Raw genomic sequence first — 25,631 nt, 5'->3', positions numbered from 1 at the left:
CTATCGTTGTCATCATGACAATTTTTTAATTCATGTGCAACACTCTTTTTGATTTTATTTTTTCTGAACAATGTTATTCCCTTTGTATATGATTTACGTTAAATTTTATTTTAATCAAAGGTTATAATCATACACCATTAATGAGAAATGATAAAAATGTTCACAATTAAAAAAAGAGATAGCATTACATTGATGTCAATTGTCGCACTTTGTTTTACTTTTCAATCAGGTGCCTTTGCTTCTCCAATCCCTATAATTCTTACAGGCGATGAATCTTCAATTGATCTAAAGATTGGTGAAACCGTTGACATTTCGAACTTTCAAATTACTTTAGTCAATATACTTGATGACTCTAGATGCCCTACCGATGTTACTTGTATATGGGAAGGTACCGTATCGGCAGAAGTTAACATGATAAAAGACGGAGAAAGCCGTGGTACATACGTTATCCCAATTGGATTAGCTGACGGTATAGAATCTCAATTAATTGATGATTTTTATATTATGTTATATGATGTAAAACCATATCCTGTTAGTACTAAACAAATAGAATCATCTGAATATGTTGTAACCCTGATTGTCTCTCAAGTGACCGAGAAAACAGATTCTCCATTAAAACAATTCAAATCCGGAGTTCCAATTAATGAAACTAAATGCAGTGATGATTTGAGGCTTGTAATTAAATCGAGTAATTCAAGTCCTGCATGTGTAAAACCTGAAACTGTAAACAAATTACTTTTACGTGGATGGGCTTTCGCTTTGTCAACCGTTAGCAGTTTTGAGGAATGTGAATCAGCAGGAAATCCTGTTATGGAATCTTATCCAAGACAATGCAAAACTCCCGACGGAAAACACTTTGTTGAACAGATCAATTCCAAAATGATGAGCCCAGAATCTAAATGTGAAAAATATGGTGGAACATGGTCTGCTGAGCTAAATGAATGTGAATCCCTAACTTTGGATGATTTTACAACAATATTGTTTGAAACACAAGATATTGATTCTATTTCTGAACAGTTTGGAAAACCTCATGATGATGTTGGAAGTGGAATCCACATCTATGTGTATTATCTAAACAACGATACGCAAATCTGGATAGGATACACAGATGAAATCATGTATGTAAAACATATGGATGCAGATGGCAACTTGATTGATATTTTATATGAAATATTATCTTAATTCAAGTAGATTCTGTGTCTAATGAAATTTTTAATTTTGTCTGTCTCTTAATTGATGACAATCACAATTACACCCAGTTTGGCATTTCATTCTTTTACAATCAGAGCATATTTTCTTATTCCAATATGGAGCCGTATTCAATAATTGTATTTGTTTTGTAATTATCTAACCTTTTCTTAGTTTTTCATGTTTGATTTGATATTTTTATGAAAAGTTGAAATTATACATTATTTGTAATCATTATGTTATATGATGTCTAAATTCTGGTTGCTTTACGTAATACTGGCACTTGCTTTTACTTTTCCACTTTCTTATGCTCAACATCATGGTGGTGAACAAGCTCCGCCAATCAGCTTTGGCTCTGGTGAGGTAACTGTGAGCACCACATTATTTCCCGCAGATTTTACCCCTCAAAAATATTCTGATGTGAATTTGAAATTGAGATTTTTTGACACACAATCCAATGTTAATGTGGAAAATGTAAGTTATAGAGTTCAGATATTTTATGGTGAATCTCTTGTTGCAAATCAAATGTTTTTTGATAGAGATGGGGAACTAGTTGTCAAAATACAACCAAAATCAAATTGTACCCAAGAAGATCTATGGAAATGCACAAAATATTATGGTGATGTTGATGCTGTAGTTCCAAACGCCTTAACTTCCACGCCTTCTAGCATTCCAGTTATCTCAGGACCAGTTTTTACTCAAAGTGGTCAGTATACCGTAAAAACTGACATAATAGGTGCAAAAAATCCAAAGACACAAACTTCTCAGGATATTCGCTTTGAAACAATCGTAATTATTCCAAATGAACAAGAATTCAAGATATCTTCATCTGGTATTGATTATCAAGTTTTTGCAAAAAATTTCCAAGGACCATTAACTAATTTTCAGTTTGATGATTCATCCAAATCCATTTCTTTTGAAATGCCATTTGATTGGGAACACGTAGCACATGTGGATTTTGTAAAGAATTACTTTGAAATCCCAAAAAACTTTTTGCCTTTAGAAAATGTTGTTAGCTTTGATGGCAAAGCAAATGGAATGCCGCTCTTTCCAATAGATTTACACTATGACAAGTATTCTGACAAAGATAGTAACATACTTCATTTTATGATTCATAACGATGAGCTAAAAAAATTCAAAAATTCAGACTCTACACTTAAAGTTGTTATTACTCCTGAATCTAATTCATCAATAATTTCTAAAGAACTTTTCTTTGATAATGGCATTAAGGCCATTGCATCTTATGATTCTAGATATTCTGAAAGTAAAAATATTTTATTTACCATAGCGTTTTTTGATTCAAAAGGGGAACTATCTAATAATATTCGATATGGATATGGCATAAAGGATCCAACTGGAAAAGACATTGTAAACACTGGTGGAAACCTCAGTCTTTTGGGAATCGAGTTGCCTAATGGCATTGATTCTCAAGTGCTAAACACACCTATGCCTGGAAAATATTCTATGCAAATTGTTCTATTAGGAATGGGACAAAACACCTATGATAGACCCATGTTTCAAAAATTTGATTTTGAATTAAGCTCAGATGTGAAAAAAATTGAATCTCCTGAAATTCCTACATGGATAAAAAATAATGCAGGCTGGTGGGCTGATGGAAAAATAGATGACAGCTCATTTGTTCAGGGAATTCAATTTTTGATAAAAGAAAAAATAATGAACATTCCTTCTACTCAAAGCTCAGGTAATGGTTCTGATGAAATACCATCTTGGATTAAAAATAATGCAAAGTGGTGGGCTGATGGAAAAATAGATGACAGCTCATTTGTTCAGGGAATTCAATTTTTAGTCAAGGCTGGTATAATCAATCCTTGACACTGATTAGTTAGACAAAACAAACCTCACGTAGAAATCGACCATCCTTGTTAAATACAAAATTTGTAATCAATGCTTGCCAAACACAATTGGTCTTGGAAGATTATCTCCAAGACTGATTTTATTATTTTATGGATTGACTTGTTGGCCTTTTGTTCTGTTGATTATCTCTGATCTTAACGTGGCAAAATCTGCTGTGATTTTTGTATTCTTCTTAATCTCTGTAAGTTCCTCTAGTATTTTTTCTAGTAATTCAATTATTTTCTTTTCTTGCTCGTAAGCCAATTTTTTATTTTTATGCTTTTGTTTTATCATCTACTAGCTTGAATCTTGATAATACTTTGTAAAGTATGAATACTATTACTGCGATTATTGTGAAATCTATGACATTTGCAATAAAATCTCCATATTTGAATACTGAAACAGCTCCTGATACAGTATTGACGACTTCGGCTTCAAGTGCTTTGAGGTCACCTGATGGTAATGCTAATCCTATGATTGGGTTGATTATGTCATTAACTAGAGCAGTTACTAGCTTTGATGCGGCTGCACCAATAATGAATGCAATTGCTAATCCGATAATTCCAAATGTCTTAAGAAAACCCATGAACTCTTGAACAAAGCTTTGTTTTGGAGGCGGGGCGTCACTCATATCGTATTTTGTTATTTATGTAGTAAAAAATGTTATCAAAATTTGCAAAATGACGTATTTTGATTATTATTTTGTTTCTTCGTTTTTTGATTTTAGTTTGTTACAGATAGAACAATCTTGAATCATAGACTTGATTTTTTGCTTTAATCCCATGCTAAAGCAATTTTTGCTATGAATATAATTTACAGCTATTCTGAGATATTGACTAATAATACCTATTTTCTGATATTGTAGCCTTGATCTAAACTTTGAAATATCTATCTGCCGTAGTTTGGATGTGACTGTTGCTTATGTTATGATTAACTGTGAGCTTGGTGCAGAGGAGACAATTATTGAGAAACTGCGAGAAATAGAACAAGTTAAGGAAGTATTTGGAACTATAGGAACTCATGATTTAATGGTAAAATTAGAAGCTGAAAATTTTGAAAAAATCCGAGAGCTTGCTTCAAATATTCCAAAGATTGAAAAAATTAGAACAATTTCAACGCTAATAAAAAAAGAATAAGATTGAGTGAACTAAATGCCTCATGAAAAAAATGACATTGAAAAGTTGATTGACACTATGATAAACAATGGTGATGAATTTGTTCAAAAACTTAAAACTGTTCTACCTGATTCTATTTCGGAATCTATGGTTATGTTTCATGAATCTCATGTTGCCAATCTTAAAAAGATTAAAGATTTCCTTAATCAGTGATTTTTCTGCTAATAATTTGTACTATATGCTTTTTAATCATTGATTACAAGTTTTATTATGGCTAGATCACGTACCATTACAATTCCTGTTAATAAAAAAACCAGCTATGCCTTTGATGCCATTTTAAATTCACCTCCAAAAATGATGCCTGATGCAAAAATGTCTTCTGATGGGTGGTGGTCTTTTTCAACCCCTAGAGGAAACGCTAGATTGAAATTTAAAGAAAATCGTTCACTCGGAATTTTAGACCCTGTCTTCATTGATCAAGATTCTCAATGGAATGTTCCAATGCGAATAGTCTCAAGCGGTGAATTCTCTGAAATTGTAATTACTTTGATAAAGCCTGATGAATTGACAGATGAACAGTTTGACAGTCGTATGGTGGAAATCGAACAGGGAATTGAAAATATGAAAAAAATCATTGAGATGTAACATTATGATTTTGATATTGAGCACAACAAAAGAATCAAAGTTAAATATAATTTTTGTAAGTAGAGTCTGAGACAATGCCATACGAAGAAGTTTATTTCCAACGATTAGAAGAAGACGGTCTTGAAGAATTTCAGGAACCATCCCTAACTAATCAAAACTAACCTTATTTTTTGTATTTATTGATTATCTGGTTTTTTGTCACCACCAGGACCTACCATGTCTTCTGGTTTGACTTCGTTATCCCATTTACCTCTAATTCCTTTGATCAATGCTATAATTCCTGCAACAATTAATGCTAAAACAAGTCCAAAAAATAAAACTTGATCCAATATCTTAAATGAACAATTTATTGGAACTGGATTAGGTCCTGAATCATAATCATAACAATCTCCAAATTCAGTTGCCTCTATGTTTGCTGTTTGATAATCATCTCCAAACACTCCTAAAATCAAAAATCCGGCAAAAATAAGCCCCATTGATAAAATGATAAAACGCATGTCACTCATGATCTTAGTCTTATGGTATACTATTTACGCTTTGATTTAATTTTTTACTAGTGTCATTTTTCTAATATCTTTTTTAGATTTTTAAGTGATGTTTCATAAAATATTCCCATAAATTTTACAAACTCTGTAAATTGTTTTGCTGTCATCTTTTTGCTGTTAAAATATGATTGCCATGTTATCTGAGTGGTGTTCTTATTTTTTGCATTGATGGAAATTGTTGCAACATATGCTCTTAGGGGTAAACCTTCAGTTGCAATGTAGGTAAAATATTCTCTTTCTTTCCATGCCACAACATGTTCTTCAATTGTATTGCCATCTGCAAATGTAATTTTTCTTATAGCTCCAACGTTTCTTCTCTTTTTTGACAAATATGTTGTTTTTTTAACATCAATTACCCATGATGGAAGTCCAACGATATTGCTAATTTTTCTCCAAACCTCCTCTTTACTAGCGTTAACTGAAATGCATCTTCTTACTGTATTTGTGTAAAATGATTTTTGCGCAGTTTTTGTCATAATTGTTTGTATTTCTGTATAGTTTTAAATTTTATTTTCTTTAACATATTTAATCCCTATAACATAATCAACAATATGGTCTTTGGATGGGGTAAGAAGAAAGAAGTACAATCTGAAGAAGTCCCTTCAGAAAAGCAAATTCCATTGTCTGAAGTATCAAAAATTGTACGAAAAATGCTTGAATTAAGAACAAACCAAATTTTGAATGATATAAAATCCATCAGAGATAATACTGATCCCCTGATCAGTGATCTAATTTCAATTGGAAACACACTTGAAAAAGATAATCTCCAAGTCGATGATATCGATAAACATATTCGAATTATTGTAGTTCGAGGTAAACAACAAGTAATTGACATGATAAAAAAGGACGCAAATCATCTGCCAAAAATTAATTCATTTGATGATGTGGAAAACATGCATACTGTGTTAAATCAAATGTTAAAAAAAATTGGGGATGTTCTAGGAAGACAAACCCGAGTCATTCACATCTTTGCAAAAAAATATGCCGAAAAATTAAAGGACATATTGCAAAAAATGAACTCAAATAATATTGAAATTCAACAATTACTGAAAAACTACACTCATACAAGATCAATTTCTGAGGAAATTACTGGTTCATTGCAAGAAATTGATAATTTGAAAGATGCTATCGTCAAAAAAGAACACAGAATAACTGAAATTAAAAATCACATAAATTCACTAAGCACAAAAATAACTAACTATGAGGATTCAATCAAAAAAATACATTCCTCTGAAAAATACCTGAAATTTTTAGAGTTACAGAAAGTTTTAGATTCATTCTCTGGCGAAAAAAACCAATTAAAAAACGAAATTAATTCCCAATTCACAAAAATTTCTAGACCTCTCAGTAGATATGAACACGTGTCTTCAATGGAAAAAGAACAAAAAACTCTCTTGTCTAAGTTAATCGAAGATCCTTTTGGTGTATTGACTCCCAAAAATAAGGATTCGATAATACTTATTTTAGAAAACGTCCGAAAAGGAATTTCATCCGGATCAATATCTGTTAAGGACGTGGAAAAATCATTTTCATATTTGACTGAAATTGAAGAATCGCTTGCTGGATACATTACGCGCGTATCTGATTTTACTGAAAAACGTCAAAAAATTGAAAATCAATTATCTGCACTTCAATCTGATGAACTAACCGAACTTGTGCACAATTTACAGCATGCTACTTCTGATAAAGATGATTCTGAATCAAAAATCAATATTATCGAATCGGAATTAAATGAGGAACGTTCTACCATCTCTAAACTAATCTCTGAAATTGAAGTTAAACTAAGAGAATTTTCTAATACTGTTTATGTTATTGCTAGATGATTAATCATTCTGAAATGAATTTATCGCATCCTGACGTGCATGGTTTATTCATAACTCCTTCACATTTTTCTAATTCATTATGTGCTATTCTTTGATGTCCACAGGTACGACATTTCATTCTAAAATATTCGATAATCTTATTGTATGGTACATCTAATGATGCAATTTTTGATGATATGCTGTCATCCATAGTGTTTTACGTTTTGGTTTGATTTAATTCCACAAAAAAGAGTTTCTAATTGTCAATCCTAAATTTAATTAGATCTAAACTATATACACTATCATGTTGTTTAAAAAGAAAAAAATTGAAAGACAGGTTTCTTTAGAAAAAAAAGTTTTAGATAGCATTTTGTCTTACTGCCAAATGAGACATCCAAATGAAGGAATTCTCATTTTAAAAGGCAAATCAAAACAAGGAAATATTATGATTGATGGGTTGGTAATTCCGCCCTTTAATTATTCTGGTCCTACCTTTGCCGGTTTTCCGCATTCTTTTCTGCCCTTTGATATGAGTTATGTGGGAACAGTTCATTCGCATCCTAGTGGTTCTGCAGAACCATCAGTTACTGATCTTCATAATTTCTTTGGTTTAGTATCTATAATTGTTCAATCTCCATACGGGGACAATGATATCTTTGCTTGGGATAGCAATGGAAATCCTGTACCTGTTTCTATTGTGTAAATTAGATTGAACTTTCCTAAAAAAAATACAAAAAATACTGACAAAACTTTATAAGTATTTTGAATGTAATTTTGTTGAATTGTTCAATTATAAGACTTATCTGATCTTCTTGTTTGCCTCATTGGGCATTAGTATTGGATTGCAAATGATTCTTCCATTTCCATATGGTCTAGGCGCAGCTTTGGCAATTTTCATAGCATTTCCAATGTTGTTAAGAAGACGATACATGAGTCGCATGAAGGGATATGGCGATTCTGGAAGTGGCGGCGGTGGATTCTTTGGAATGAATTCTGGAGGTACAAGTGTACGCTACGTGTGTTTAGTTTGTAATAACAAACACAAAGGTGGCACATGTCCTAGATGTGGCTCTAAAATGCAACGTGCTGATTTCTAAAATGTCTTTAAATGAACTTAGAAAAAAAGTTCTATATCAAAACTCAATTGAAGTCTGGATTGGATTAAGCAAAGAAAAAAACATTGATTGGGTAGATACTGAAAATTATAAAAAATTTATTGCTTTTCTTTTAAAAAACAATCTAAACATGAAACAAATGTCGATCTGTTTTGATGAATCCGATAAAGCATCCGAAGGAGGTCATAGCAAAAAAGTATTTGCAAACAAGTTGGCAGCAATAAATGATGAAAATTCTGCATGCTACTCCATAAAATTAAGTGACAGTGCTATCGAATTAATTCGAAAATTTAGTCTCTAATACTATCGTTTTAATTTTGGATTGACAATAGAATCTAGAGCATTTCCTATAAAGACAAAAGCAAGTCCTGTTATTGCAATCATCACTCCTGGAGGCAATATCCACCACCATAATCCTCTGGATGCTGCACCATACACATTAGCATCATGTAAAATTTGACCCCATGTAGGAAAAGATGGATCACCTAATCCCAGAAAACTTAATCCTGCCTCTGTAGTGATTGCAGCAGGCACCGATATGGCTATGCTGGCAAAAGCATATGGCAATAACTGTGGCAAAATATGTCTTAGTACAATTTTTGAATCCTTTTGTCCCATCATGGTTGCAGCTTCAACATATCCTCTAGTTTTGATTTGCAAAGACATGCTTCTTGCAACTTTCGCTATTCCAACCCAACCAAACACCATCAAAAATCCCACCAACACGAAAATACTGTTGCTTATAGTAACTGATAGAATAATCAGGAAAGGAAGTGCTGGCAGGGCATAGATTACATCGTTAAATCTCATCATTACTTCATCTGTTTTTTTACCTCTATAGCCTGCATAAACTCCGTAAAGTAAACCCATTACAACTGATGCAATAGATACCACCAATCCTATGAACAGTGCCAAAGGAGTTCCCCATAGTAAGCCCACTGCCAAATCTCTTCTCAGCTCATCTGTTCCCATTATTCCAAATGCCTTACCGCCTATGATTAGTTTAGATTCTTGAATTTTGTTTTCTGAATTGTTACCATACATCTTTATCAAAAAAACATAATTTCCTTTTAGGGGCTCTTGTTTTTCTGCTTTAGAAAAAACAATATCTTCTGCAGATAAATTATTTAAAGAAAACAAAAACTTGTCTGATTGTAGGATAAGATTTTTTTTAATTGAATCATCTGTTGAAAATACTCTTTCACTGTGGATGGAATTAGAATCTAAATTTGGCAATGACGTTGATAATAATTTTAGATGAATTCCATCAGGTCGTATTATATCGATTTGCAATAATGTTGATCCTGAATATTTTGCAGAAAATTCGTAGATGAAATCATTTGGAAAATCATCATAATCAAAATTTATCCCAAATTGGTGATATGTAACTGATATATTTTCTGCAGTATCATAGTTTATTTTTGGTGATTCTAAAATTTTATGTTCTGGAATCTTTTCACTCAGAAACAAATTAACCCAAACTGGAATGGCAACTTTGGGATACGAAATCCAACTTCCTGGATTATTCCATTCTTTAAAAGTTTCAACTGGAATTGTAATTACTGCTATAATTGAAGTTAAAATTAAAATTGATAATATGACAATTCCTGCAATCCCTATTTTATTTTTAAAAAATTCCTCTTTGATCTCTGTTGGAGTGATACTGCTCATCCTACTCTCACTCTCGGATCAAAGTATCCATACAGTAAATCTGCCACAAAAATACTAATCAGAAAAAAAACTGTCAAGATGTAGGTAGCGCCAATAATTATTGGCAGATCCATTACTGTAATTGCTTCAAAATATAATCTGCCCATGCCTGGCCAGTCAAAAACAGCCTCAGTGATTATCGCCCCTCCAAGGGAACCTGATAGACTTAACGCAAGAATAGTGACTATCGGTGGGGCGGCATTTTTTAGAGCATGAGAATAGATTATTTTTTTCTGATCAACTCCTATTGTCTTTTTTGCAATAATGAAATCTTCTTGCATAATTCCTACTATGAAATTTCTTACAAGATATGCCCACGACCCAAACCCAATCATTACAATTGTGATTAATGGTAATGTCATGTGATACAGTAATGATCCTATGTAATTTGGGTCTGATGATGGAATTAGTGGTGTTGCCCTTGCAGGAAAAATTTGATACACAAATGAAAACAAGAATATCATTAGCATTCCTATCCACCACACAGGAAAACTAGAACTGATAACTGCAAAACTTGATGTCAATCTATCTATAACTGAACCAACTCTACTTCCTGAAAATGCTCCAAGGAAGATACCGATTACAGAAATTATGATCGTTGCAGTTGTAAACAATAAGATTGTTCGAGGAAGTTTTTCTAAAATTATTTCTTTGACATCAGATGATCCTGAATCACTAGTTAGAAAAGTTGCACGACCAAAGTCCAAAGTAAGTATCTTGTACATTGTTAATCCTATTCTTTGTGGTGAATACCACGGTTCGTCTAACCCTAGAGTCTTGATTCTCTGTTCAATTTGCATTTGAACAAACGACTCAAATTCATCTACAGACGAAAAACTTTCAGAAATTTTAGGATTTTCAGTTATTTCAGATCTTACTTGAAACACAACTCCTTGTTTTAGGATGCTGTCCATGTTTGATCCTACTAGAAGAACTGTGATGAGTAGTGTAATCATTAACACGCCAAACATTGTAATTAATCGAGTGCCAACATATCTTTTCAAAGTCAATAATCAGAAATGGTGAACTCAGTTTATAATAATTGCAGTATGGTAATATGAAAAAATTCTAATTTAGTACTATACTCTATATCTTATATGGTAAAAAATGACTCATTTGACCCTGACAGGCTCGTATTAACTAAAAATGAAATTCTTGCTTTTTGTGATAAAGTCATAGAAAAATGGAATAAAGAACCAAGTAAAAACGCTAATAATATTTTGGCAATGACTGCTGTTAAGGCAAGTATTGTTTGGACTGATGAAGATTCACTCAAAGCAATATGGAGTGAAATAATCAGTTGGGTTTTTGAATTGCTTTATGAGAATGCTCTATCTCAAGGTAAAATTGATGACATTGACTGGTCTAGCGTTATGAAAAAATTAAAGAATAAAAAATAACCCTATTGTAATTATGTTGTGAGTGCAAGTACCATACGAAAGGCCAAAAAACTAGTTGAAAGTGGTGGTATAGTTCAAGTCGATGACGACCTTTATCAAATTAAGTCATCATCTAATCCAGAAAAATCTTACTTTGTGACATCTGATACTTGTGAATGCCCTGGATTCAAAAATTTCTACAAATTTCATCATGGTAAGGGTCTAAAGGCCAACTGTTCTCATTTGGAAGCAATACGAATTTTCAAAGAAAAATCTTAGAATTAAATAAAAGTTGTTATACGCAACAAATAGCTTTTTTGAAACTTTCTGAATCCCTTTCAAAATTGCATTCTTTGCATACTTGCCAACTTCTTTTTTTCAGTATTGAAAAAGACGCATCATAGCTTACTGAATACATCTTTCCTCCGCAAGAAGGGCATTGTAGTGGTATGTCTATCTTCATTGATGATATTATTGCTTTTTTAATTATAAGGCACGCGTAGAACTGATAAATCATCCATAAAATTTAGTTTTTAGGATTTACTTGAATAATACGATTCCCGTCTACTAAAAATTCTATGATTGTTCCATTGATGTTTACAAAAAATGACGCTCCGCTATTTCCAACCTGCACGTTCATTCCAGCGATATTTGTATTGATGGTATCGTTTTTCTCTTCTATTGTTTCATCTGGTAATTGTTCAGTACTGTTAGTTGGTATGATTATGTCTTCTGGTAATATCTCTTCTTCAGTATTATAGCCAAACTCTTCTATGGTCTGTCTTGAAATAGTAATTTTTTCTAGATATGCTTTATTTGCTTCTTCTTGAGTTCCGCCATTTTCAAGAATGTTTTTTCTGATCTGCTGTGCTTCATCAAATAGGTTTTTGGTGAAATTCATCTGGCTTACAATTGTATCTCTGACTACAGGATCTAAATTTTTAACATAATCATCATACTTGTATCCTGAAAACACGCCAGAACCAGGATCTAACTCTTCTATTTCCTTTAAGAGTAGATCCTCTGAAATTTTTGTTTGTTCTTCGATGAATTTTTGCTCTTCTAATATTTTTTCAGCTATCTTCTTTTCTGAAATAAATTCTTGTAATAATTTCTGGTAATGTGAGTATAAAATAAAACCTATGGGATCTTTTTCAAAATCAGACGATTTTGCATTAAGATATCTTATTGCTTCTGGGGTTGAAAGTTTTTCTTCAATTACTGATGTTGTAGTTAGTTCTCCTCTGACCTGAAATTCTGTATTTGCAATGCCTGTTTTTCCGTCAGACGAAGTTGCTTTGATACTGACGATATATGTTCCTGGCATTCTATCGTAGTGGCTAAGTTGAACACTATACTCTCCTAGCTCGTTTGTGGTTGTAAACAAAGAATCATACTTTGTACTGATATGAACCTGAACATCTTTTATTGGATTTGATGCATGGTCGGTAATCCTGCCTGAAATTATTGGTGCATCTCCTGGCAATATCTTTGGATTGTCAACGCTTGATTGAATTATGAGACTCCACAATGCTGCATCTGAGGCTGGAATGAGCATGCTTAATGCAAATATTGAAAATAAACCAACGATGATAGTCTTGTTTTTGAACACAATGACGATTCTAAACTCTGTTGATAAAACAAAGAATAAAGAAAATCTTGCCAGTATGTAATTTTATTTGAGCCAATTTGATTCTTTTTTAATAAAATATGTTGTTTTCACAATAATTTTCGTAATGTGCTTAGATAATTCTTTGTTTGATCATTTTTTAGTAGCATTTGTGCGAATTGTTTATGTATTATCATTTTTTGATTCAGGCATTGGTGCCTAGGTTTACTTTTACAGTATTATTTATTTTGAGTGTATCACTAGCCATTCAATCATCTTATGCACAATCAGATAATGATGCCACAACAAGTGAGCAAATCACACTATCCAAAGACTTGGCAAATAATCCTGTTGCACAAGATATACTTAAAAAAATAGAACAGACTAAAAAATGGATAAAAGAACTTGAAGACAGAAAATATGAAGATCTGAAAGCCAAAGAAGAACTTGAAACAAAAAGAGCACAAGCACTTGAAAAACTAAGCCAAGATCTTAAAGAATGGGAGGCATTATGGGAATATTATTCTCCAAGAAACTCGTTTTCAAGATTTGTAGATACCGTACAAGATACTCCTGTTAAGGAAGTCTTTTGGGACCAATTTGAATTTCATCAAATGAAAGTAGATGCAGGTAGAGAGGCACTCAAAATAGTTGTTGCAAACGGTGGTTCACTAAGTGAAGCACGTCAAGCATATCATCTTGCAGCTGAGACAAAACGAATTGAGTTAATTGAAGCAAATAGTATTTTTAATGTAAATCATAACTTGGCATATTATAATCAACAAATTTTATTTAACAAAAATGGACAATTCATTGATACGCCAATTACCGGTGAACAACTCAGAGAATATTATGAAGATTACAGAACAAATCCTGCATATCTGAAAGCAAATCCCGACGATGTAATATCGTGGGAAGATTTGGGAAAGACAACTCCTGATACTGAGTGTAGACAAGGCTCTGTTGTTGTGTACCGATATCATGCAAGTGACTATGTTTGTGTTTCAATGAATACTGCAGAGATGTGGATTCGTCATGGAATGGGTGAGATTTCTGGAGGTTCAACTCAATCAAATGAAAACTCAGTTACCCCGCTAACGAAATGTGATGAAGGATTTACTGTAGTATATGCATTAGAATCTGGCAAGTATTCTTGTATATTACAAGAAACAGCAGAATCATGGATAACTCAGGGAATAGCAGAAAAACATAATCCTGAATCATACATCTTAGACCAGATTAAAGACAAGGATGTATCACTTACAATAATTGAAGTCAATCAAAAAATACAAGGATTCTACGACGACCTTGCCTTAAAACAAGCAGAACTTAAAACACAATTTGATAAAAAATACGATGATGCTTTGTTACAATCAAAACTAGACGAAAAAAATGCCATAAAGGACCATAGTGAACGACCAAACATGTCCAAAGAAGAACTAAGCAACAAAATCATCCAAATAAGAAAACAATATGATTCAACTAAAGATAATATCATGCAAGAAAAACTAGATGCACTAAAGGAACTAGACAAACTAACTGATAAAAATCTAGAAGAGTTTGCCCAAACATACGAACTTGATCCCTATATTCAAGTGGTATGGAATTCTCAATTCTCAAAATATGAAGCAGTAAAGAAAAACTAAATTCTAAATATTATTTTAAGCAATATTAAATAAAAAAATAGAATATGTTTAAAATTCCATAACACAAAATACTTTTGTGAATCTTTCCATAGTAAAAGCTACTGAAAAGGACATCCCAATTATTCTTGAATTACTTTATGAGTTGGAGAGGCCAACTCCGATTGATGATAAAGAAATCAAAGTATTCCAAAATAAAATTAAAGATTATTTTTCAGACCCTCAGAAGATAATACTGTTGGCAAAGCAAGGTTTCAAACCCGTAGGACTTGTTAGCGTTATTTTTCTAAGACGTTTAAACCGAGTAAAACTAGAGATGTACATCCCTGAATTAATAGTTACAAAAGAGTATAGGAACACAGGTATTGGCAAAAAACTAATTGAACATTGTGTAATCCTTGCAAAAAAGAAAGACTGCTATAGAATAAGACTGGAGTCTGGAAATCAAAGAAAAGACTCTCATTTATTTTACAAAAATCTTGGATTTGAGCAGTCTTCTTTGTCTTTTTCTATGAATATCCGTTGAGAAGTATGTGTTTTAGCTTGCCACCAATTTTTTTTGACTAGCCCTCTAAAACACATTTTTTGAAATTTGATTTGATGCTAATTAAAATAATCGTAATAGCCTCGATTCTTGCTTTGGGCATATTTTTAATCACTGAAAACAATGGCGTATATTCTAGCTCTGAAGTCATCGACTCTGTAAAAGAACATGCAAATACGCTGGAAGAAAAAACTAGCGAATCCGTTGAGACAGGTATTGGATTCATGAAAACAGTTGATGAAACTGGAGGTAAAATTAGCACTCAGATAAATAATGCTAAAGATTCCGCAAAAGAATCTACAAAAGAAATATCTGAAAAAATATCTGACCTTAACCCTCTAAACAAAGATGATTCTTCTAAAGATATTCCGCCAAAAGAATCTCCTGACCAATCTCCTATCGTAAACGGTGGTCCAAATAATGGAGACATTCAATTCAACTATGACGGTTCCCCAATTTATGAAAATCTTTCACTATCTATGATTCAACAATCAAATGGTGATGTTTTATTGGAATATGTAGATGCTACTGGAAATACAAAAAGTGCTAATGTGATCATTAGAACTAATGACGCCACGATTTTCTCTGGAACTTTTTTTACTTCCAATTTTAAAACTATAATTAATGATATCTCTAAAACAACATACCATGTAGATATTACAGTTGATCATAAGGACTATGGAATTGTAAGTTCTACATTTAATTCTAATAATATAGATTCTAAAGTTGATGGTGTATTTCAGTCATGATTGTATTTATACAAAATTAATTAGTAACTAGTATGATAAAACTTTAGAATCAAAAACATTTGCTGATATTTTCGAAAAAAGCATTAAACAGTTCACTAATAATCCTGAATCTTTTTTGCCACTTGTAATCAAATTTTTCCGATGGGCCATATTGGAATGAACATGTGAAGAAATTTACTGATAATTCTCAAAACAAACTTTAATTTTTTATGCCTATTTTCTGTGCTAATCCGTTTTGTTGGCAGTTTTTATAATAATCCCAATTCCCTTGTCTGAAAAATGGACATATTATTAAAAATCTATAAATATTATGATCTTAGCCGATATGACGTGCACATTACTATTTTAGCTGTTTTGATACTCTCTCTAACCATAACTTTGTCATTTGCCGGTACTTCTTTTGGAGAAAAAGAAATCAAATGCATTAACTGTGTACAAATTCCCTCTTACGAAATTGATCTATACAAAGAGATTTTCCCGTTGACTGTTTGGACTGATTCACACACTTATGATCATTTTTCAACTATTACTGCAACTGGATACTTGAAACCACAAAACACAGTTGCACCAATCTTAGTTGTTGTAACTAATCCTATAGGAAACATAGTGACCATACAGCAAATAATTCCTGATTCTGATGGTAATTTCTCTTTCAAACTAAACACAGAAAGTCCTCTATGGTCTAAAGATGGAGAATATATCTTAAAAGTTCAAAGCGGTGCTGAAACCCGACAATTCAAAACTAATTTTACTCTAGTTCCGTCTTTAACTGGAAGCGTTAACAAATGTACTATAGATAGTATTTCAGTTACTGCAAATAATGGCAGAATTTATTGCATTCCATATTCTATATCTGATGGTCTTGTAAGTACAACTAAAGGAAAATTAAATTCTGATACTAAAACAATGACTCTTGATATCAAAGGACAAAACATTGGTACTATCACACTTGATATTCCAAGATATATCTTGGATTCAAAATCTCCTGCAGGTAGTGATTCTTCTTTTGTTGTAATGGCTAACGGTGAAATGATAGAGTATGAAGAATTAGAAAGTGATTCTGATTCTAGACAAATAAAATTGGATTATCAAATAGGTGACAAAGTTTCATTTGAGATTGTAGGAACACATATCATTCCTGAATTTGGCTCCATTGCTCTTTTGATTCTTGTTGCTTCAATAATGTCTATTTTGATTGTAGGCAAGTCTTTTTCAAATAGATTGGTCAAATTCTAAAACACTGTCAAGTTCTTAAACAACGACCTTAAATCTACTATGGATACATGGATTTAGAAAAATTTCGTAACGATGTTTATGAAGTTACTGAAAAACTATCGAAAAATTTGAAAGAATCAGATCTACCAAAGCTCAACTATGTTCGTCAACAATTAATTGAAATGTATCAAAAAAACCTTGTAAAAATTAATCATTCTGTTTTAGAGCTTATTTGTGCATCTACGTTGATTGCACGTGGACATTCAGTAGAAGTAGAAAAACAAATCTCTGATATTTTAGTATGTGATCTTTTTGGTAAAAAAGGAGATGGCAATACTATTATTGAAATCGAAACAGGATTTACTCCTCCTGATCATGCTCTGGATACAATTGATTATTTCACCGCAAGGATAATGAGTAAAATTGCTAGATATAGTAAACACTGTACTAAATTTTCTCTGGCAACTCCAGTGATTGGTCTAGTTCCTATACCAAAAATTTTCCTCATGCCTCCAAATGCAAGAAATGAGTCTGATGTGAAAAAAGTTAAAGATCTATGTGATCGATATTACAAAAACCCTCCAATTCAGTATTCTGATATTCTAAATGCACATTTGCATTCAATTTATTTAATAAATATCGACAAAGGATTTGCCAAGGAACTTGATCCTCAAGGATATGTGGATTTAACTCATAATCTACTTCAACGAAGTGAAATAGAGTACTGACCTAAAATAGAAAAAATACAAATTCATCTTCATTTTAGTTCTAGTATGATTTGTGCCGCATGTGAAACAAGAAAGCATTATGAATGCATTGACTGTATAAATAATCATAAAACGCATCTTTGTCACTGCGACTGTCATGATGAAAATACAAAACCTCATCCTGTAGACAAGCCACATTAATTTGGCAACATTAAAAGCGACTCATTTTTTTGAGCCTAAATATTAAAATTTCATCTTATTTTAACCATTGTAGATTTTTGAGGATCTTAAAACTGATCGTAAGAAACATCAAGATTCATAAGGCAATAAAACATTCTATCGACAAATTATGGCGACATCCATGGAAAATTTTGGAACCTTAGAGTATGTTTTAGACAAATATTCAAAAATTTGGAGTTGGAAGGTTACCGGTCAGCGAGCTGTCAGTATGATATCTAGACTCGTGCCTGAAGCATGGTATGGTGAAAATACTGATGAAGTAATAATTCCAGACAGTGTTGAAAGTGTAAAACAGATAAAATTGATTATGGATCGTTATCCTCTTGAAATTCTATCTAAATCTGCATGGCAACGAAAAATTGTAAAAACGTATACTCCAAAACCAATCATTCCTCCTGTAAAATATAATCTCAATCGTGCAAAAACAGGAGAGCAATTCCGTGGAAAACTGTTGAATTTCCAAAGAGAAGGATTGGATTTCCTGCTAAAATCATCAGGAAATGCATTACTTGCTGATGAGATGGGCTTGGGAAAAACTGTGCAAACATTATCTTATGTTGCAACTGAAAAACAAACCTTCCCCGTACTTGTTGTTGCCCCATTAGTTACTTTGAACAATTGGGAAAGAGAAATTTCAAAATTTTTAAAGAAAAAAAGTAGAAATGGAAGAATCATTGAATCCGAATCTCCGACATCTACTATAATCAGAACTGGAAAATCTAAAGAACTTCCTGTGACTGATTTTTACATAATAAATTATGAATTACTTTACAAACGTCTTTCTGATTTATCAAAATTAAATATTCGAACAATTGTTTGTGATGAGGTTCATAATCTAAGATCAAAGACTACTCAAAAATACAAAGCTGTTAAAAAACTAGCCGCACTTCCTTCAATTTCGTATAGAATTGGTTTGTCTGGCACTCCAATTTACAACAGAGGCTCTGAAATATGGCCAATTGTTGATATTTTGAGACCAGGACTACTTGGAAGTTTCAAAGAATTTTGTGAATACTTTTGTTATGTTAATGAAAAAGGCAAAGCGATTGTACTTGAAAACAAACGAGCCTCACTTCGAAATGAATTGCAAAAACATGTCATGCTTAGGCGAAAAAAGTCTGATGTTCTAAAGGAATTAAAAGATAAAGTTAGATACAAAGAAGTCATCGATGCTGATACTGACTATTATCTTGATGAACTAGGGAAAATATGGAATAAACTTGAAGAAGAACAAAAAGATGCTGAAACCGCATTTGACAAATCAGCATCATATCAAAGAGCAATTCAAAGTGAACGACAGATTGCTGGTATTGCCAAAGTTCCGCACGTGATTAATTTTGTTAAAAACATTATGGAGATAGAGGAAAGCGTAGTAGTATTTTGTCATCACAAAGTAATTCATAAATTATTACATACAAGTCTTGAAGAATTTTCTCCAGTTACAATTATTGGTGGACAATCAGATAAAACTCGTCAAGAACAAATTGACAAATTCCAAAAAGGAGAATCAAAACTTATGATAGCTGGTATACGAGCTGGAAACGTAGGAATTAATTTGACTAGAGCTAAATATGTCATTTTTGCAGAACTAGATTGGAGTCCTGCTATACATCGACAAGCTGAAGATAGATTGCATAGAATTGGTCAAAAAAATACTGTCTTTGCATACTATCTTATTGGAAAAGGAACACTTGATGATCACGTTGCAAATATTTTAGTTGATAAAAGTTATGAGATTGACTCCATTATGGATGAGACAGCTGACACGTATGAAAATAGGGATAAAGCTGAATTAATTCTAGCACAAATCCATGATAAAATAAAATCAACCTAGACTTAATTTTTCTTTGATCTTTTCTAATTTTAAAATTATTTTCTTCTTTTTGTCATCTTCGACTAATTCGTTATTAATCTCTTCAACTAATTCATTAATTAATTCAAAAATCTCCTTTTTGTATTCTCTTCGAAGTTACTATCGAGTCCAAACTCTTCTATTTTCTTAATTTCTTCTACTCCTTCTGGAAGAATCTCGTACATTTTGACTAGTCTTGATTCTTGTCTTAAAGGTGACATCAGGACTAGCTGTTTTTTTCTCAACTTTTCAATCTCCTCAATCAATTCATCTTCTGGTTTTCTTAAGAAATTTGAAATGGTTTCTATGTCAAATGACTTGATTTCTAACAATCGTAAAATTTTGACACTTGTTGGGATTTGTTCACTCCATAAAGTGTATTTTGCTAAATCTGTTATGGAAAACGTTCCATCGTTATTCAATGTTAACAGTTTTCTATCTTTTAGCGATGCCAACGAGTCTAGTATTCTCCCAACCCCCAATCTCTTTAATTCTGAATTTTCAATGTCTTTTTCATTAAATGACCCATTATTTTTAATCCCTAAAAACAGTATTTCTAAATCGATCAGCCCTAATTTTGTCATTATAGTTCATTTCTCCTAGCGGTTATCACTTTTTCCTCTAGACCTCATAAAATTGAATTTTCATCCCAAAAAATCTCTACAAAATTGTGTTTGTCTCATTAATTTATCTAAAAATGAGCTTTTAGCATTGATCCAGAATATATAAAGCCGTTTATCTAAAATCTGTATGCCTCAATCAAAACCAATCATTAGTGTTGTAAACGTGGTTGCATCTGCATCTGTGGATCAAAAAATCGATCTAAATGATATTACTAAAAAATTTCCAGATACTGAATACAATCCAGACCAATTTCCAGGATTGGTCTTTAGACTACAAAATCCAAAAACAGCGACTCTTATCTTTAGAACCGGAAAGATGGTATGCACTGGTGGAAAATCCGAAGAAATGGCCATTAAGGCGGTAAATACTGTTGTCCAAAAACTTCGAAAAGGTGGAATTAAAGTAAAAAAGGATGCAGAAATTACAGTTCAAAATATCGTAGCTTCAATTAATCTAGGTGGAAAAGTGCATCTTGAAAAAGCTGCTAGAACCTTACCTAGAAGCATGTATGAGCCAGAACAATTTCCAGGGTTAATCCATAGAATGTTAGACCCAAAAACTGTCATATTGATATTTTCATCTGGAAAACTTGTTTGTACTGGAGCAAAAAATGAATCTGACGTATTTCGTTCTGTTCATAACTTACATGCATTACTAGAAGAAAAAAATCTAATGATATATGATCAATAGCTTTTGAAAAAAAGATAAATCCAAATTTGGATTTTTTAATTTTCACATATTCTGTCTACTATCTTGGGAATAAACCTATCAAAAAATCGGGATTATTTGTCTCCCCTTGAAAAATATATGTGGACATTATCTCATTAGAGTATGGTCAAATATGAATTGCCTAGATTGCCTTATGGATATGATGAGCTTGAACCATTCATTGATACTCAAACCATGGAAATACACCATCAAAAACATCATCAAGCATATGTTGATGGATTAAACAAAACATTGGCAAAAATTTCAGGAGAGTTTCATCCTCAATACATTACATCTATTCTCTCTGATCTACATACCATTCCTGAATCTGTCCGAAATGACGTATCTTTTTTTGGCGGCGGTTTTGAAAATCATAAATTATTTTGGGAAACAATGACTCCAAAAAATGATGGTGATCCTGGCGGTAAGTTAGGTGATTCAATTGATGTGTATTTTGATAACTTTGAAAATTTTAAAAAAGTATTCTCAAACAAAGCATTGTCTATTGAGGGCAGTGGATGGTGTTGGCTTGTATTTAATCAAACTTTTAATAAAATAGAGATAGTCACTACTGCCAATCAAGACAGTCCTTGGTCAATAAGGAAAATTCCTCTTTTAGGTTTGGATATGTGGGAACACTCTTACTATCTAAAATACAATAATCGAAAACCTGACTATGTTTCAAATTGGTGGAATATAGTGAATTGGGATTATGTTGAAAATCGATTTGCCGAGATAGCTGATTAAGCGGCACTCTTGAAATTTCTTAACGTTTGTTTATTCTGTTTTCAAAAATTCAATAAACGTTTAATGTTATTGTAGAACCACTTATCTCTCTTTATCCGTATATTACAATATGAGTACTTACATTGTAAAAAAATCTGGCTTGGATGAAGCTAAAATAAAACAAGCATTGGATATGTTGTTGATTGATAGAAGAAATGAATTTCGTGAACTATCTGGTGTCCTCTTAAAGACTGCAAAATCTTCTGAGCATATGCCGTATTCTGAACAATTTGTCTTGAATTTCTGTTTGGATGTAAATGATGCGTTTAAGACTTGGTCTGGACAAATGCCTCTTTCAGTAAGCTCTCCTCAAAAAGCACTAACAATTCTAAGACAGCTATCTCGAGATAAAACAACGATGAATCAATTGGCTCATCTCTTGAACATATCTTATACACTAGCTGACGAATTTCAGGAGATTTATAGACGCTTAAAGTAATTTTTTACTAATCTTCGATTTTCATTTTTATCTTATTGCTAAATCCTATGATTAAATTTCTAGAATTTTGTCTACTAATAGTTACTCTTAAGTTTGGATTCTGTTAATTCATTGTGATGAAAGACGACTTGGCGACTTGCGAGAATTTCAATGAGCAAGTTTATGCTGTCTTTCATTAACTTTATTTTTATATGTTTTATACGCTTGATACATTCTTAATTATTGTACTTTTATGAGAAATAATTTTTCCTAGGTTTAGAATGTTTGAATGGCTGTACATCTTTTTCTTTTGTTTAAAAATATTGGAATTTTTTAATGAATTTTAAGAAATTGTCTGAATAAGATTATTTTGTAATATTCTATATGACAATCATTGAGAAGTGTTCATGAAGATATTGTAAATTTAGAAAAACAAATTCTCCAAACTGAAGATAAACTCTTAGATTATATCCGATCCGGTTATGTGGGTGGAATTAAAAAGTCATTACATAGTTTAGATTCTGATCTAAAATATCTTAGCATACTTGCAAATGGATCTCCTATTGACAAAAATGAAGATCGTAAAATCATGGATTTTTTGAGAACTCACTATGAATATTTGCAAAAATTATCAATTCCACATAAATTATCATCTGGAGGATAACATGGACGCTGCAAAACTTTTACAAATAATTATGGATTCTGATGTTAATATTCGACATAGCGTAATTACCGATATCGATGGAAACATAATTTCAGTAAATCATCGTCCAGGAGTGGTGAATTATTTATCCGAAGACGAGACCGCTGCATCTTTGAAAAGAGCGGCAAGTGCATGGAAAGCAAGAAAACAACTTAGTCCAAAAATTGGAAGAGGACTTTATGCGGTTGCAGCATTTGAAAAAATTACTAGGATCACATTCCCATTGGGAAATGATCATCTGATCTTTGTAAGTATGGGTTCGGATACTACCCGAATGGATCTTCATGAAGGAGGACAAAAACAAATCATTGAACATGTTTTGAATATTCTAAGTAGAGATCCTACCAAAGCCTAAAAATTTGTACTGTTAATTATTTTCAGCAAAGCTTTTTGCTAGCTGTAAATGAAACCACATCATTGGATTTCATGCTTAAAGTCAAATAGAATGTTCTTCTTCATATGCCTGAATTGAGAGAAAGTGTACTTGGTTTACACGCCAAGAATTGTTGACTGAAAGTTGGCTAGGCGTGAATTCTTCAGCTAGCAATTTCGATTGCTAGTGACATTATTTCATTTTATAATAACAAGAATAATAGAATATTTTTTAAAAACTTGAGTTATGTTAGATTCTACTAACAAAAAACATTCATAGTTTATCATTTAGAATTTTGTATACGACTGAAGAATCATTTTCTTTCTTGTTGCTATGATTACTGACATTATTCCTACAATCAAAACCCATGCTACAATCGAACCAAATTCAGGAATTACATGAGTACCAATGATTTCAATTTTATTTGTTCCAGGTTGAACCATTATGTCTATATTTGTGTGTGTGTTAAAATGTGTAATTTCGTAATCTTTTTCTATATTGTCTACTAGTAATCTGAAAGCATGATCTTCCGCATTAATCAATTCATCTGGAAAAAGAAATGCCATATGTGAAAGATAAGTTGCATTTTCAATTTTAATCAAGAGTGATTTATTTTCTTCAACTAAGGAAATACTGCTAACTTTAAGTTCATCTTTAATTCCCTTTGGAGGATCAGTAAAATCATAATATACAAAAAAAGTATCATCCTTAACATGAATAGGTAGTTTTTCAATTCCAAATGTTGCGATAAAAAGAGGATCGTTTATACTAAATTCTGAATCTAGATTTGCTTGTTGAGCATTTGCAGAGGATATCATTCCAAAAGAAAATACGCCCAATAATATTATCTGGAAATACTGACTCACCATGTGTATTATAGGATTAAAAATCATATAAGACTGGAGTCAATTATCAATTTTGAAAATTAGCCGAATAAGATGTATCTCAGAACTATTTGCATTTTAAACCAAAACTTAGAAATTAAACTAATTTGAAACCCATTCCACATAATCCGATATTTTACTACTCTTTAAATCTAAAAAACATTAATTGATACAATGTTTTTCTCATGATTGAAAATCAGTTATGAATATTGTATTTTTGATTTAAATTATAAATTAACTGTATTGTACACGTGAATAAAAATTCTATAATTGGAATTGTTGTAGGTTTTATGATTGCAACTTCCATAGTTTACTTTGTTGAGACATCCGAAGAGTTGTTTGAAAAACAAGATATGGTGAAGGGATCATTCTTTTTGGTTGTGGCAATTGCTTACATTCTAGTTGTATTTTGGATGTTAAAGGGTCCAAATAGTCTAGTTCCACATGGGGTAATCATTGCAGGGACAATTGGACTAATTGCATTGTATGCAATGACAAGAACCGATATGGCAGTAGTATTTGGAATGGAGGCTGGAAGCATTGGCCATCTAGGTATGGTATCTAAAGTAGTTCAAGTGGGTGTTGTAATTGGCTCTGTCTGGGCTGTAATCCAAACAAAGAAAGAAAAAAGATTTCAAAATAAAAACATGCCAACTGTGTGAAATCCCTCCACTTGGGTTGCGGATTCAAACAAAAAGTTAATGGTTTAACCCTAATTCAATAATTTAAGTTAACGTCAAAATCCCAAAAATACACTTTTAATTAAGGATTTCAAAATTCAATACGGTTTGCACGCCAAGATGCGTTTAACGAATATTGGCCACCCATGAAAAGATTATTTTAATTCAAAAGAGGTCTTTTAATTAGACCTTTCATGAATTTGTTTTCAGAACTGTACTGCAAAATTCCAAATTATAAATCGTAATGATTGTTGTAATTACTGTATTGACAATATTTGGAAAAATTTTTGGTGTGTATGTGGGAGTAAAAATATTTGGCAGTGGCAAGCAGTATGCACTTGCCATAGGTCTAAGCATGGCATCACTTGGGGAGTTTTCATTTATTGTGTTAAAAACAGGAATGGATCTTGGCGTTGTAAGTGACAACCTATTCCCAATAGTCGGCATGGTAGTTGTGCTGACAACTTTTCTTGGCGTATTGATGGCAAAAAAAGGAATAAAGACAGTCGAAGCATACGAATAATAAAATTTTACAATCTTATT

General features: G+C 32.2%; 35 protein-coding genes. 24 read left to right on the top strand and 11 right to left on the bottom strand.

The genetic code is table 11. The annotated features are described in order from the left end of the window. Positions 1-156: 156 nt before the first annotated feature. Both DSQ20_RS06080 and DSQ20_RS06075 read left to right on the top strand, forming a co-directional pair. Positions 157-1,182 (top strand): hypothetical protein, encoded by a 1,026-nt coding sequence (locus DSQ20_RS06080; protein WP_179364826.1) that lies wholly within the window; start codon positions 157-159, stop codon positions 1,180-1,182. Positions 1,183-1,434: 252 nt separating this feature from the next. Continuing rightward, a complete protein-coding gene (locus tag DSQ20_RS06075) occupies positions 1,435-3,021 on the top strand; it encodes a peptidase (RefSeq protein ID WP_255458158.1) in 1,587 nt (528 codons plus the stop codon). Between the two features lie 129 nt (positions 3,022-3,150). Here the strand turns inward: DSQ20_RS06075 and DSQ20_RS06070 are convergent, their stop codons facing one another. After that, positions 3,151-3,306 (bottom strand): hypothetical protein, encoded by a 156-nt coding sequence (locus DSQ20_RS06070; protein WP_179364970.1) that lies wholly within the window; start codon positions 3,304-3,306, stop codon positions 3,151-3,153. A 10-nt stretch (positions 3,307-3,316) separates the two neighbouring features. Further along, the gene (locus tag DSQ20_RS06065; protein ID WP_179364969.1) at positions 3,317-3,673 is read right to left on the bottom strand and encodes an MscL family protein; all 357 of its coding nucleotides are present in this window, start codon (positions 3,671-3,673) and stop codon (positions 3,317-3,319) included. Positions 3,674-3,950: 277 nt separating this feature from the next. Between DSQ20_RS06065 and DSQ20_RS06060 the strand changes: the two genes are divergently transcribed. The 3 genes from DSQ20_RS06060 to DSQ20_RS06050 are packed head-to-tail and all read left to right on the top strand — an operon-like array spanning position 3,951 to position 4,802. Continuing rightward, on the top strand, positions 3,951-4,178 hold the full coding sequence (locus tag DSQ20_RS06060) for an Lrp/AsnC ligand binding domain-containing protein (protein ID WP_255458157.1): 228 nt from the start codon (positions 3,951-3,953) through the stop codon (positions 4,176-4,178). A gap of 15 nt (positions 4,179-4,193) precedes the next feature. After that, the gene (locus DSQ20_RS06055; RefSeq protein ID WP_007550297.1) at positions 4,194-4,370 is read left to right on the top strand and encodes a hypothetical protein; all 177 of its coding nucleotides are present in this window, start codon (positions 4,194-4,196) and stop codon (positions 4,368-4,370) included. Between the two features lie 57 nt (positions 4,371-4,427). Next, positions 4,428-4,802 (top strand): hypothetical protein, encoded by a 375-nt coding sequence (locus DSQ20_RS06050; protein WP_179364968.1) that lies wholly within the window; start codon positions 4,428-4,430, stop codon positions 4,800-4,802. A 176-nt stretch (positions 4,803-4,978) separates the two neighbouring features. Here DSQ20_RS06050 and DSQ20_RS06045 read toward each other — a convergent pair whose 3' ends face one another. Both DSQ20_RS06045 and DSQ20_RS06040 read right to left on the bottom strand, forming a co-directional pair. Next, positions 4,979-5,299, bottom strand: coding sequence for a hypothetical protein (locus DSQ20_RS06045; protein WP_179366335.1), 321 nt, complete (start codon positions 5,297-5,299; stop codon positions 4,979-4,981). A 62-nt stretch (positions 5,300-5,361) separates the two neighbouring features. After that, positions 5,362-5,823 (bottom strand): SRPBCC family protein, encoded by a 462-nt coding sequence (locus tag DSQ20_RS06040; protein ID WP_179364967.1) that lies wholly within the window; start codon positions 5,821-5,823, stop codon positions 5,362-5,364. A gap of 75 nt (positions 5,824-5,898) precedes the next feature. Here DSQ20_RS06040 and DSQ20_RS06035 point away from each other — a divergent pair, with 75 nt between their 5' ends. Then, positions 5,899-7,170: an exonuclease SbcC gene (locus DSQ20_RS06035; protein WP_179364966.1), complete on the top strand. Its 1,272-nt coding sequence runs from the start codon at positions 5,899-5,901 to the stop codon at positions 7,168-7,170. 4 nt (positions 7,171-7,174) lie between these two features. Here DSQ20_RS06035 and DSQ20_RS06030 read toward each other — a convergent pair whose 3' ends face one another. Beyond that, a complete protein-coding gene (locus tag DSQ20_RS06030; RefSeq protein ID WP_007550305.1) occupies positions 7,175-7,360 on the bottom strand; it encodes a hypothetical protein in 186 nt (61 codons plus the stop codon). A 93-nt stretch (positions 7,361-7,453) separates the two neighbouring features. Here DSQ20_RS06030 and DSQ20_RS06025 point away from each other — a divergent pair, with 93 nt between their 5' ends. The 3 genes from DSQ20_RS06025 (at position 7,454) to DSQ20_RS06015 (ending at position 8,565) form a co-directional block, all read left to right on the top strand. Beyond that, positions 7,454-7,852, top strand: a complete 399-nt coding sequence (locus DSQ20_RS06025) for a Mov34/MPN/PAD-1 family protein (protein ID WP_179364965.1) — start codon at positions 7,454-7,456, stop codon at positions 7,850-7,852. A gap of 79 nt (positions 7,853-7,931) precedes the next feature. Continuing rightward, positions 7,932-8,246, top strand: a complete 315-nt coding sequence (locus DSQ20_RS06020; RefSeq protein WP_237698785.1) for a hypothetical protein — start codon at positions 7,932-7,934, stop codon at positions 8,244-8,246. A gap of 1 nt (position 8,247) precedes the next feature. Continuing rightward, positions 8,248-8,565 carry a hypothetical protein gene (locus DSQ20_RS06015; protein ID WP_007550309.1) on the top strand — a complete coding sequence of 106 codons (318 nt, stop codon included), beginning with the start codon at positions 8,248-8,250 and terminating at the stop codon, positions 8,563-8,565. A 2-nt stretch (positions 8,566-8,567) separates the two neighbouring features. Here DSQ20_RS06015 and DSQ20_RS06010 read toward each other — a convergent pair whose 3' ends face one another. Next, positions 8,568-9,935: an ABC transporter permease gene (locus tag DSQ20_RS06010; RefSeq protein WP_179364964.1), complete on the bottom strand. Its 1,368-nt coding sequence runs from the start codon at positions 9,933-9,935 to the stop codon at positions 8,568-8,570. Further along, complete coding sequence (locus tag DSQ20_RS06005; protein WP_048110377.1) at positions 9,932-10,978, bottom strand: ABC transporter permease; 1,047 nt, start codon at positions 10,976-10,978, stop codon at positions 9,932-9,934. Before DSQ20_RS06005 ends, DSQ20_RS06010 begins: the two co-directional genes overlap by 4 nt. Before the next feature lie 93 nt (positions 10,979-11,071). On the opposite strand from DSQ20_RS06005, the gene DSQ20_RS06000 reads away from it, so the two are divergent. Both DSQ20_RS06000 and DSQ20_RS05995 read left to right on the top strand, forming a co-directional pair. After that, on the top strand, positions 11,072-11,374 hold the full coding sequence (locus DSQ20_RS06000; RefSeq protein ID WP_007550312.1) for a hypothetical protein: 303 nt from the start codon (positions 11,072-11,074) through the stop codon (positions 11,372-11,374). 18 nt (positions 11,375-11,392) lie between these two features. Further along, positions 11,393-11,632: a hypothetical protein gene (locus DSQ20_RS05995; protein ID WP_179364963.1), complete on the top strand. Its 240-nt coding sequence runs from the start codon at positions 11,393-11,395 to the stop codon at positions 11,630-11,632. Between the two features lie 16 nt (positions 11,633-11,648). Here DSQ20_RS05995 and DSQ20_RS05990 read toward each other — a convergent pair whose 3' ends face one another. Both DSQ20_RS05990 and DSQ20_RS05985 read right to left on the bottom strand, forming a co-directional pair. Further along, positions 11,649-11,816 (bottom strand): hypothetical protein, encoded by a 168-nt coding sequence (locus tag DSQ20_RS05990; protein WP_179364962.1) that lies wholly within the window; start codon positions 11,814-11,816, stop codon positions 11,649-11,651. A gap of 63 nt (positions 11,817-11,879) precedes the next feature. Then, positions 11,880-12,965, bottom strand: a complete 1,086-nt coding sequence (locus DSQ20_RS05985) for a carboxypeptidase-like regulatory domain-containing protein (protein WP_179364961.1) — start codon at positions 12,963-12,965, stop codon at positions 11,880-11,882. A 212-nt stretch (positions 12,966-13,177) separates the two neighbouring features. On the opposite strand from DSQ20_RS05985, the gene DSQ20_RS05980 reads away from it, so the two are divergent. The 6 genes from DSQ20_RS05980 (at position 13,178) to DSQ20_RS05955 (ending at position 19,894) form a co-directional block, all read left to right on the top strand. Continuing rightward, entirely contained in the window at positions 13,178-14,608 is a 1,431-nt protein-coding gene (locus DSQ20_RS05980; protein WP_255458396.1) for a hypothetical protein, read from the top strand. A gap of 76 nt (positions 14,609-14,684) precedes the next feature. Next, positions 14,685-15,131, top strand: coding sequence for a GNAT family N-acetyltransferase (locus DSQ20_RS05975; RefSeq protein ID WP_179364959.1), 447 nt, complete (start codon positions 14,685-14,687; stop codon positions 15,129-15,131). A gap of 74 nt (positions 15,132-15,205) precedes the next feature. Next, a complete protein-coding gene (locus tag DSQ20_RS05970; protein WP_179364958.1) occupies positions 15,206-15,898 on the top strand; it encodes a hypothetical protein in 693 nt (230 codons plus the stop codon). 330 nt (positions 15,899-16,228) lie between these two features. Next, the gene (locus DSQ20_RS05965; protein ID WP_255458156.1) at positions 16,229-17,134 is read left to right on the top strand and encodes a PEFG-CTERM sorting domain-containing protein; all 906 of its coding nucleotides are present in this window, start codon (positions 16,229-16,231) and stop codon (positions 17,132-17,134) included. 47 nt (positions 17,135-17,181) lie between these two features. Continuing rightward, complete coding sequence (locus DSQ20_RS05960; protein ID WP_007550324.1) at positions 17,182-17,841, top strand: hypothetical protein; 660 nt, start codon at positions 17,182-17,184, stop codon at positions 17,839-17,841. Between the two features lie 328 nt (positions 17,842-18,169). Beyond that, positions 18,170-19,894, top strand: coding sequence for a DEAD/DEAH box helicase (locus DSQ20_RS05955; protein ID WP_179364956.1), 1,725 nt, complete (start codon positions 18,170-18,172; stop codon positions 19,892-19,894). 98 nt (positions 19,895-19,992) lie between these two features. Here the strand turns inward: DSQ20_RS05955 and DSQ20_RS05950 are convergent, their stop codons facing one another. Next, complete coding sequence (locus tag DSQ20_RS05950) at positions 19,993-20,496, bottom strand: hypothetical protein (RefSeq protein ID WP_255458155.1); 504 nt, start codon at positions 20,494-20,496, stop codon at positions 19,993-19,995. 166 nt (positions 20,497-20,662) lie between these two features. On the opposite strand from DSQ20_RS05950, the gene DSQ20_RS05945 reads away from it, so the two are divergent. The 5 genes from DSQ20_RS05945 (at position 20,663) to DSQ20_RS05925 (ending at position 23,506) form a co-directional block, all read left to right on the top strand. Continuing rightward, the gene (locus tag DSQ20_RS05945) at positions 20,663-21,226 is read left to right on the top strand and encodes a TATA-box-binding protein (protein WP_007550327.1); all 564 of its coding nucleotides are present in this window, start codon (positions 20,663-20,665) and stop codon (positions 21,224-21,226) included. A gap of 141 nt (positions 21,227-21,367) precedes the next feature. After that, positions 21,368-21,991 carry a superoxide dismutase gene (locus DSQ20_RS05940; RefSeq protein WP_179364955.1) on the top strand — a complete coding sequence of 208 codons (624 nt, stop codon included), beginning with the start codon at positions 21,368-21,370 and terminating at the stop codon, positions 21,989-21,991. A gap of 109 nt (positions 21,992-22,100) precedes the next feature. After that, on the top strand, positions 22,101-22,469 hold the full coding sequence (locus DSQ20_RS05935) for a hypothetical protein (protein ID WP_179364954.1): 369 nt from the start codon (positions 22,101-22,103) through the stop codon (positions 22,467-22,469). A 373-nt stretch (positions 22,470-22,842) separates the two neighbouring features. Beyond that, positions 22,843-23,112, top strand: coding sequence for a hypothetical protein (locus tag DSQ20_RS05930; RefSeq protein ID WP_179364953.1), 270 nt, complete (start codon positions 22,843-22,845; stop codon positions 23,110-23,112). A 1-nt stretch (position 23,113) separates the two neighbouring features. Further along, on the top strand, positions 23,114-23,506 hold the full coding sequence (locus DSQ20_RS05925; protein ID WP_255458154.1) for a hypothetical protein: 393 nt from the start codon (positions 23,114-23,116) through the stop codon (positions 23,504-23,506). Between the two features lie 305 nt (positions 23,507-23,811). Here the strand turns inward: DSQ20_RS05925 and DSQ20_RS05920 are convergent, their stop codons facing one another. Beyond that, positions 23,812-24,363, bottom strand: coding sequence for a PEFG-CTERM sorting domain-containing protein (locus tag DSQ20_RS05920; RefSeq protein WP_179364952.1), 552 nt, complete (start codon positions 24,361-24,363; stop codon positions 23,812-23,814). Positions 24,364-24,659: 296 nt separating this feature from the next. Between DSQ20_RS05920 and DSQ20_RS05915 the strand changes: the two genes are divergently transcribed. Both DSQ20_RS05915 and DSQ20_RS05910 read left to right on the top strand, forming a co-directional pair. After that, complete coding sequence (locus tag DSQ20_RS05915; RefSeq protein WP_179364951.1) at positions 24,660-25,070, top strand: hypothetical protein; 411 nt, start codon at positions 24,660-24,662, stop codon at positions 25,068-25,070. 262 nt (positions 25,071-25,332) lie between these two features. Then, positions 25,333-25,611, top strand: coding sequence for a cation:proton antiporter (locus DSQ20_RS05910; protein WP_255458153.1), 279 nt, complete (start codon positions 25,333-25,335; stop codon positions 25,609-25,611). Positions 25,612-25,631 lie beyond the last annotated feature (20 nt).

The organism is Nitrosarchaeum sp. AC2 (genome assembly GCF_013407385.1).
In the GTDB taxonomy this organism is placed as follows: domain Archaea; phylum Thermoproteota; class Nitrososphaeria; order Nitrososphaerales; family Nitrosopumilaceae; genus Nitrosarchaeum; species Nitrosarchaeum koreense.
This window is presented reverse-complemented; position numbering and strand designations above follow the sequence as displayed.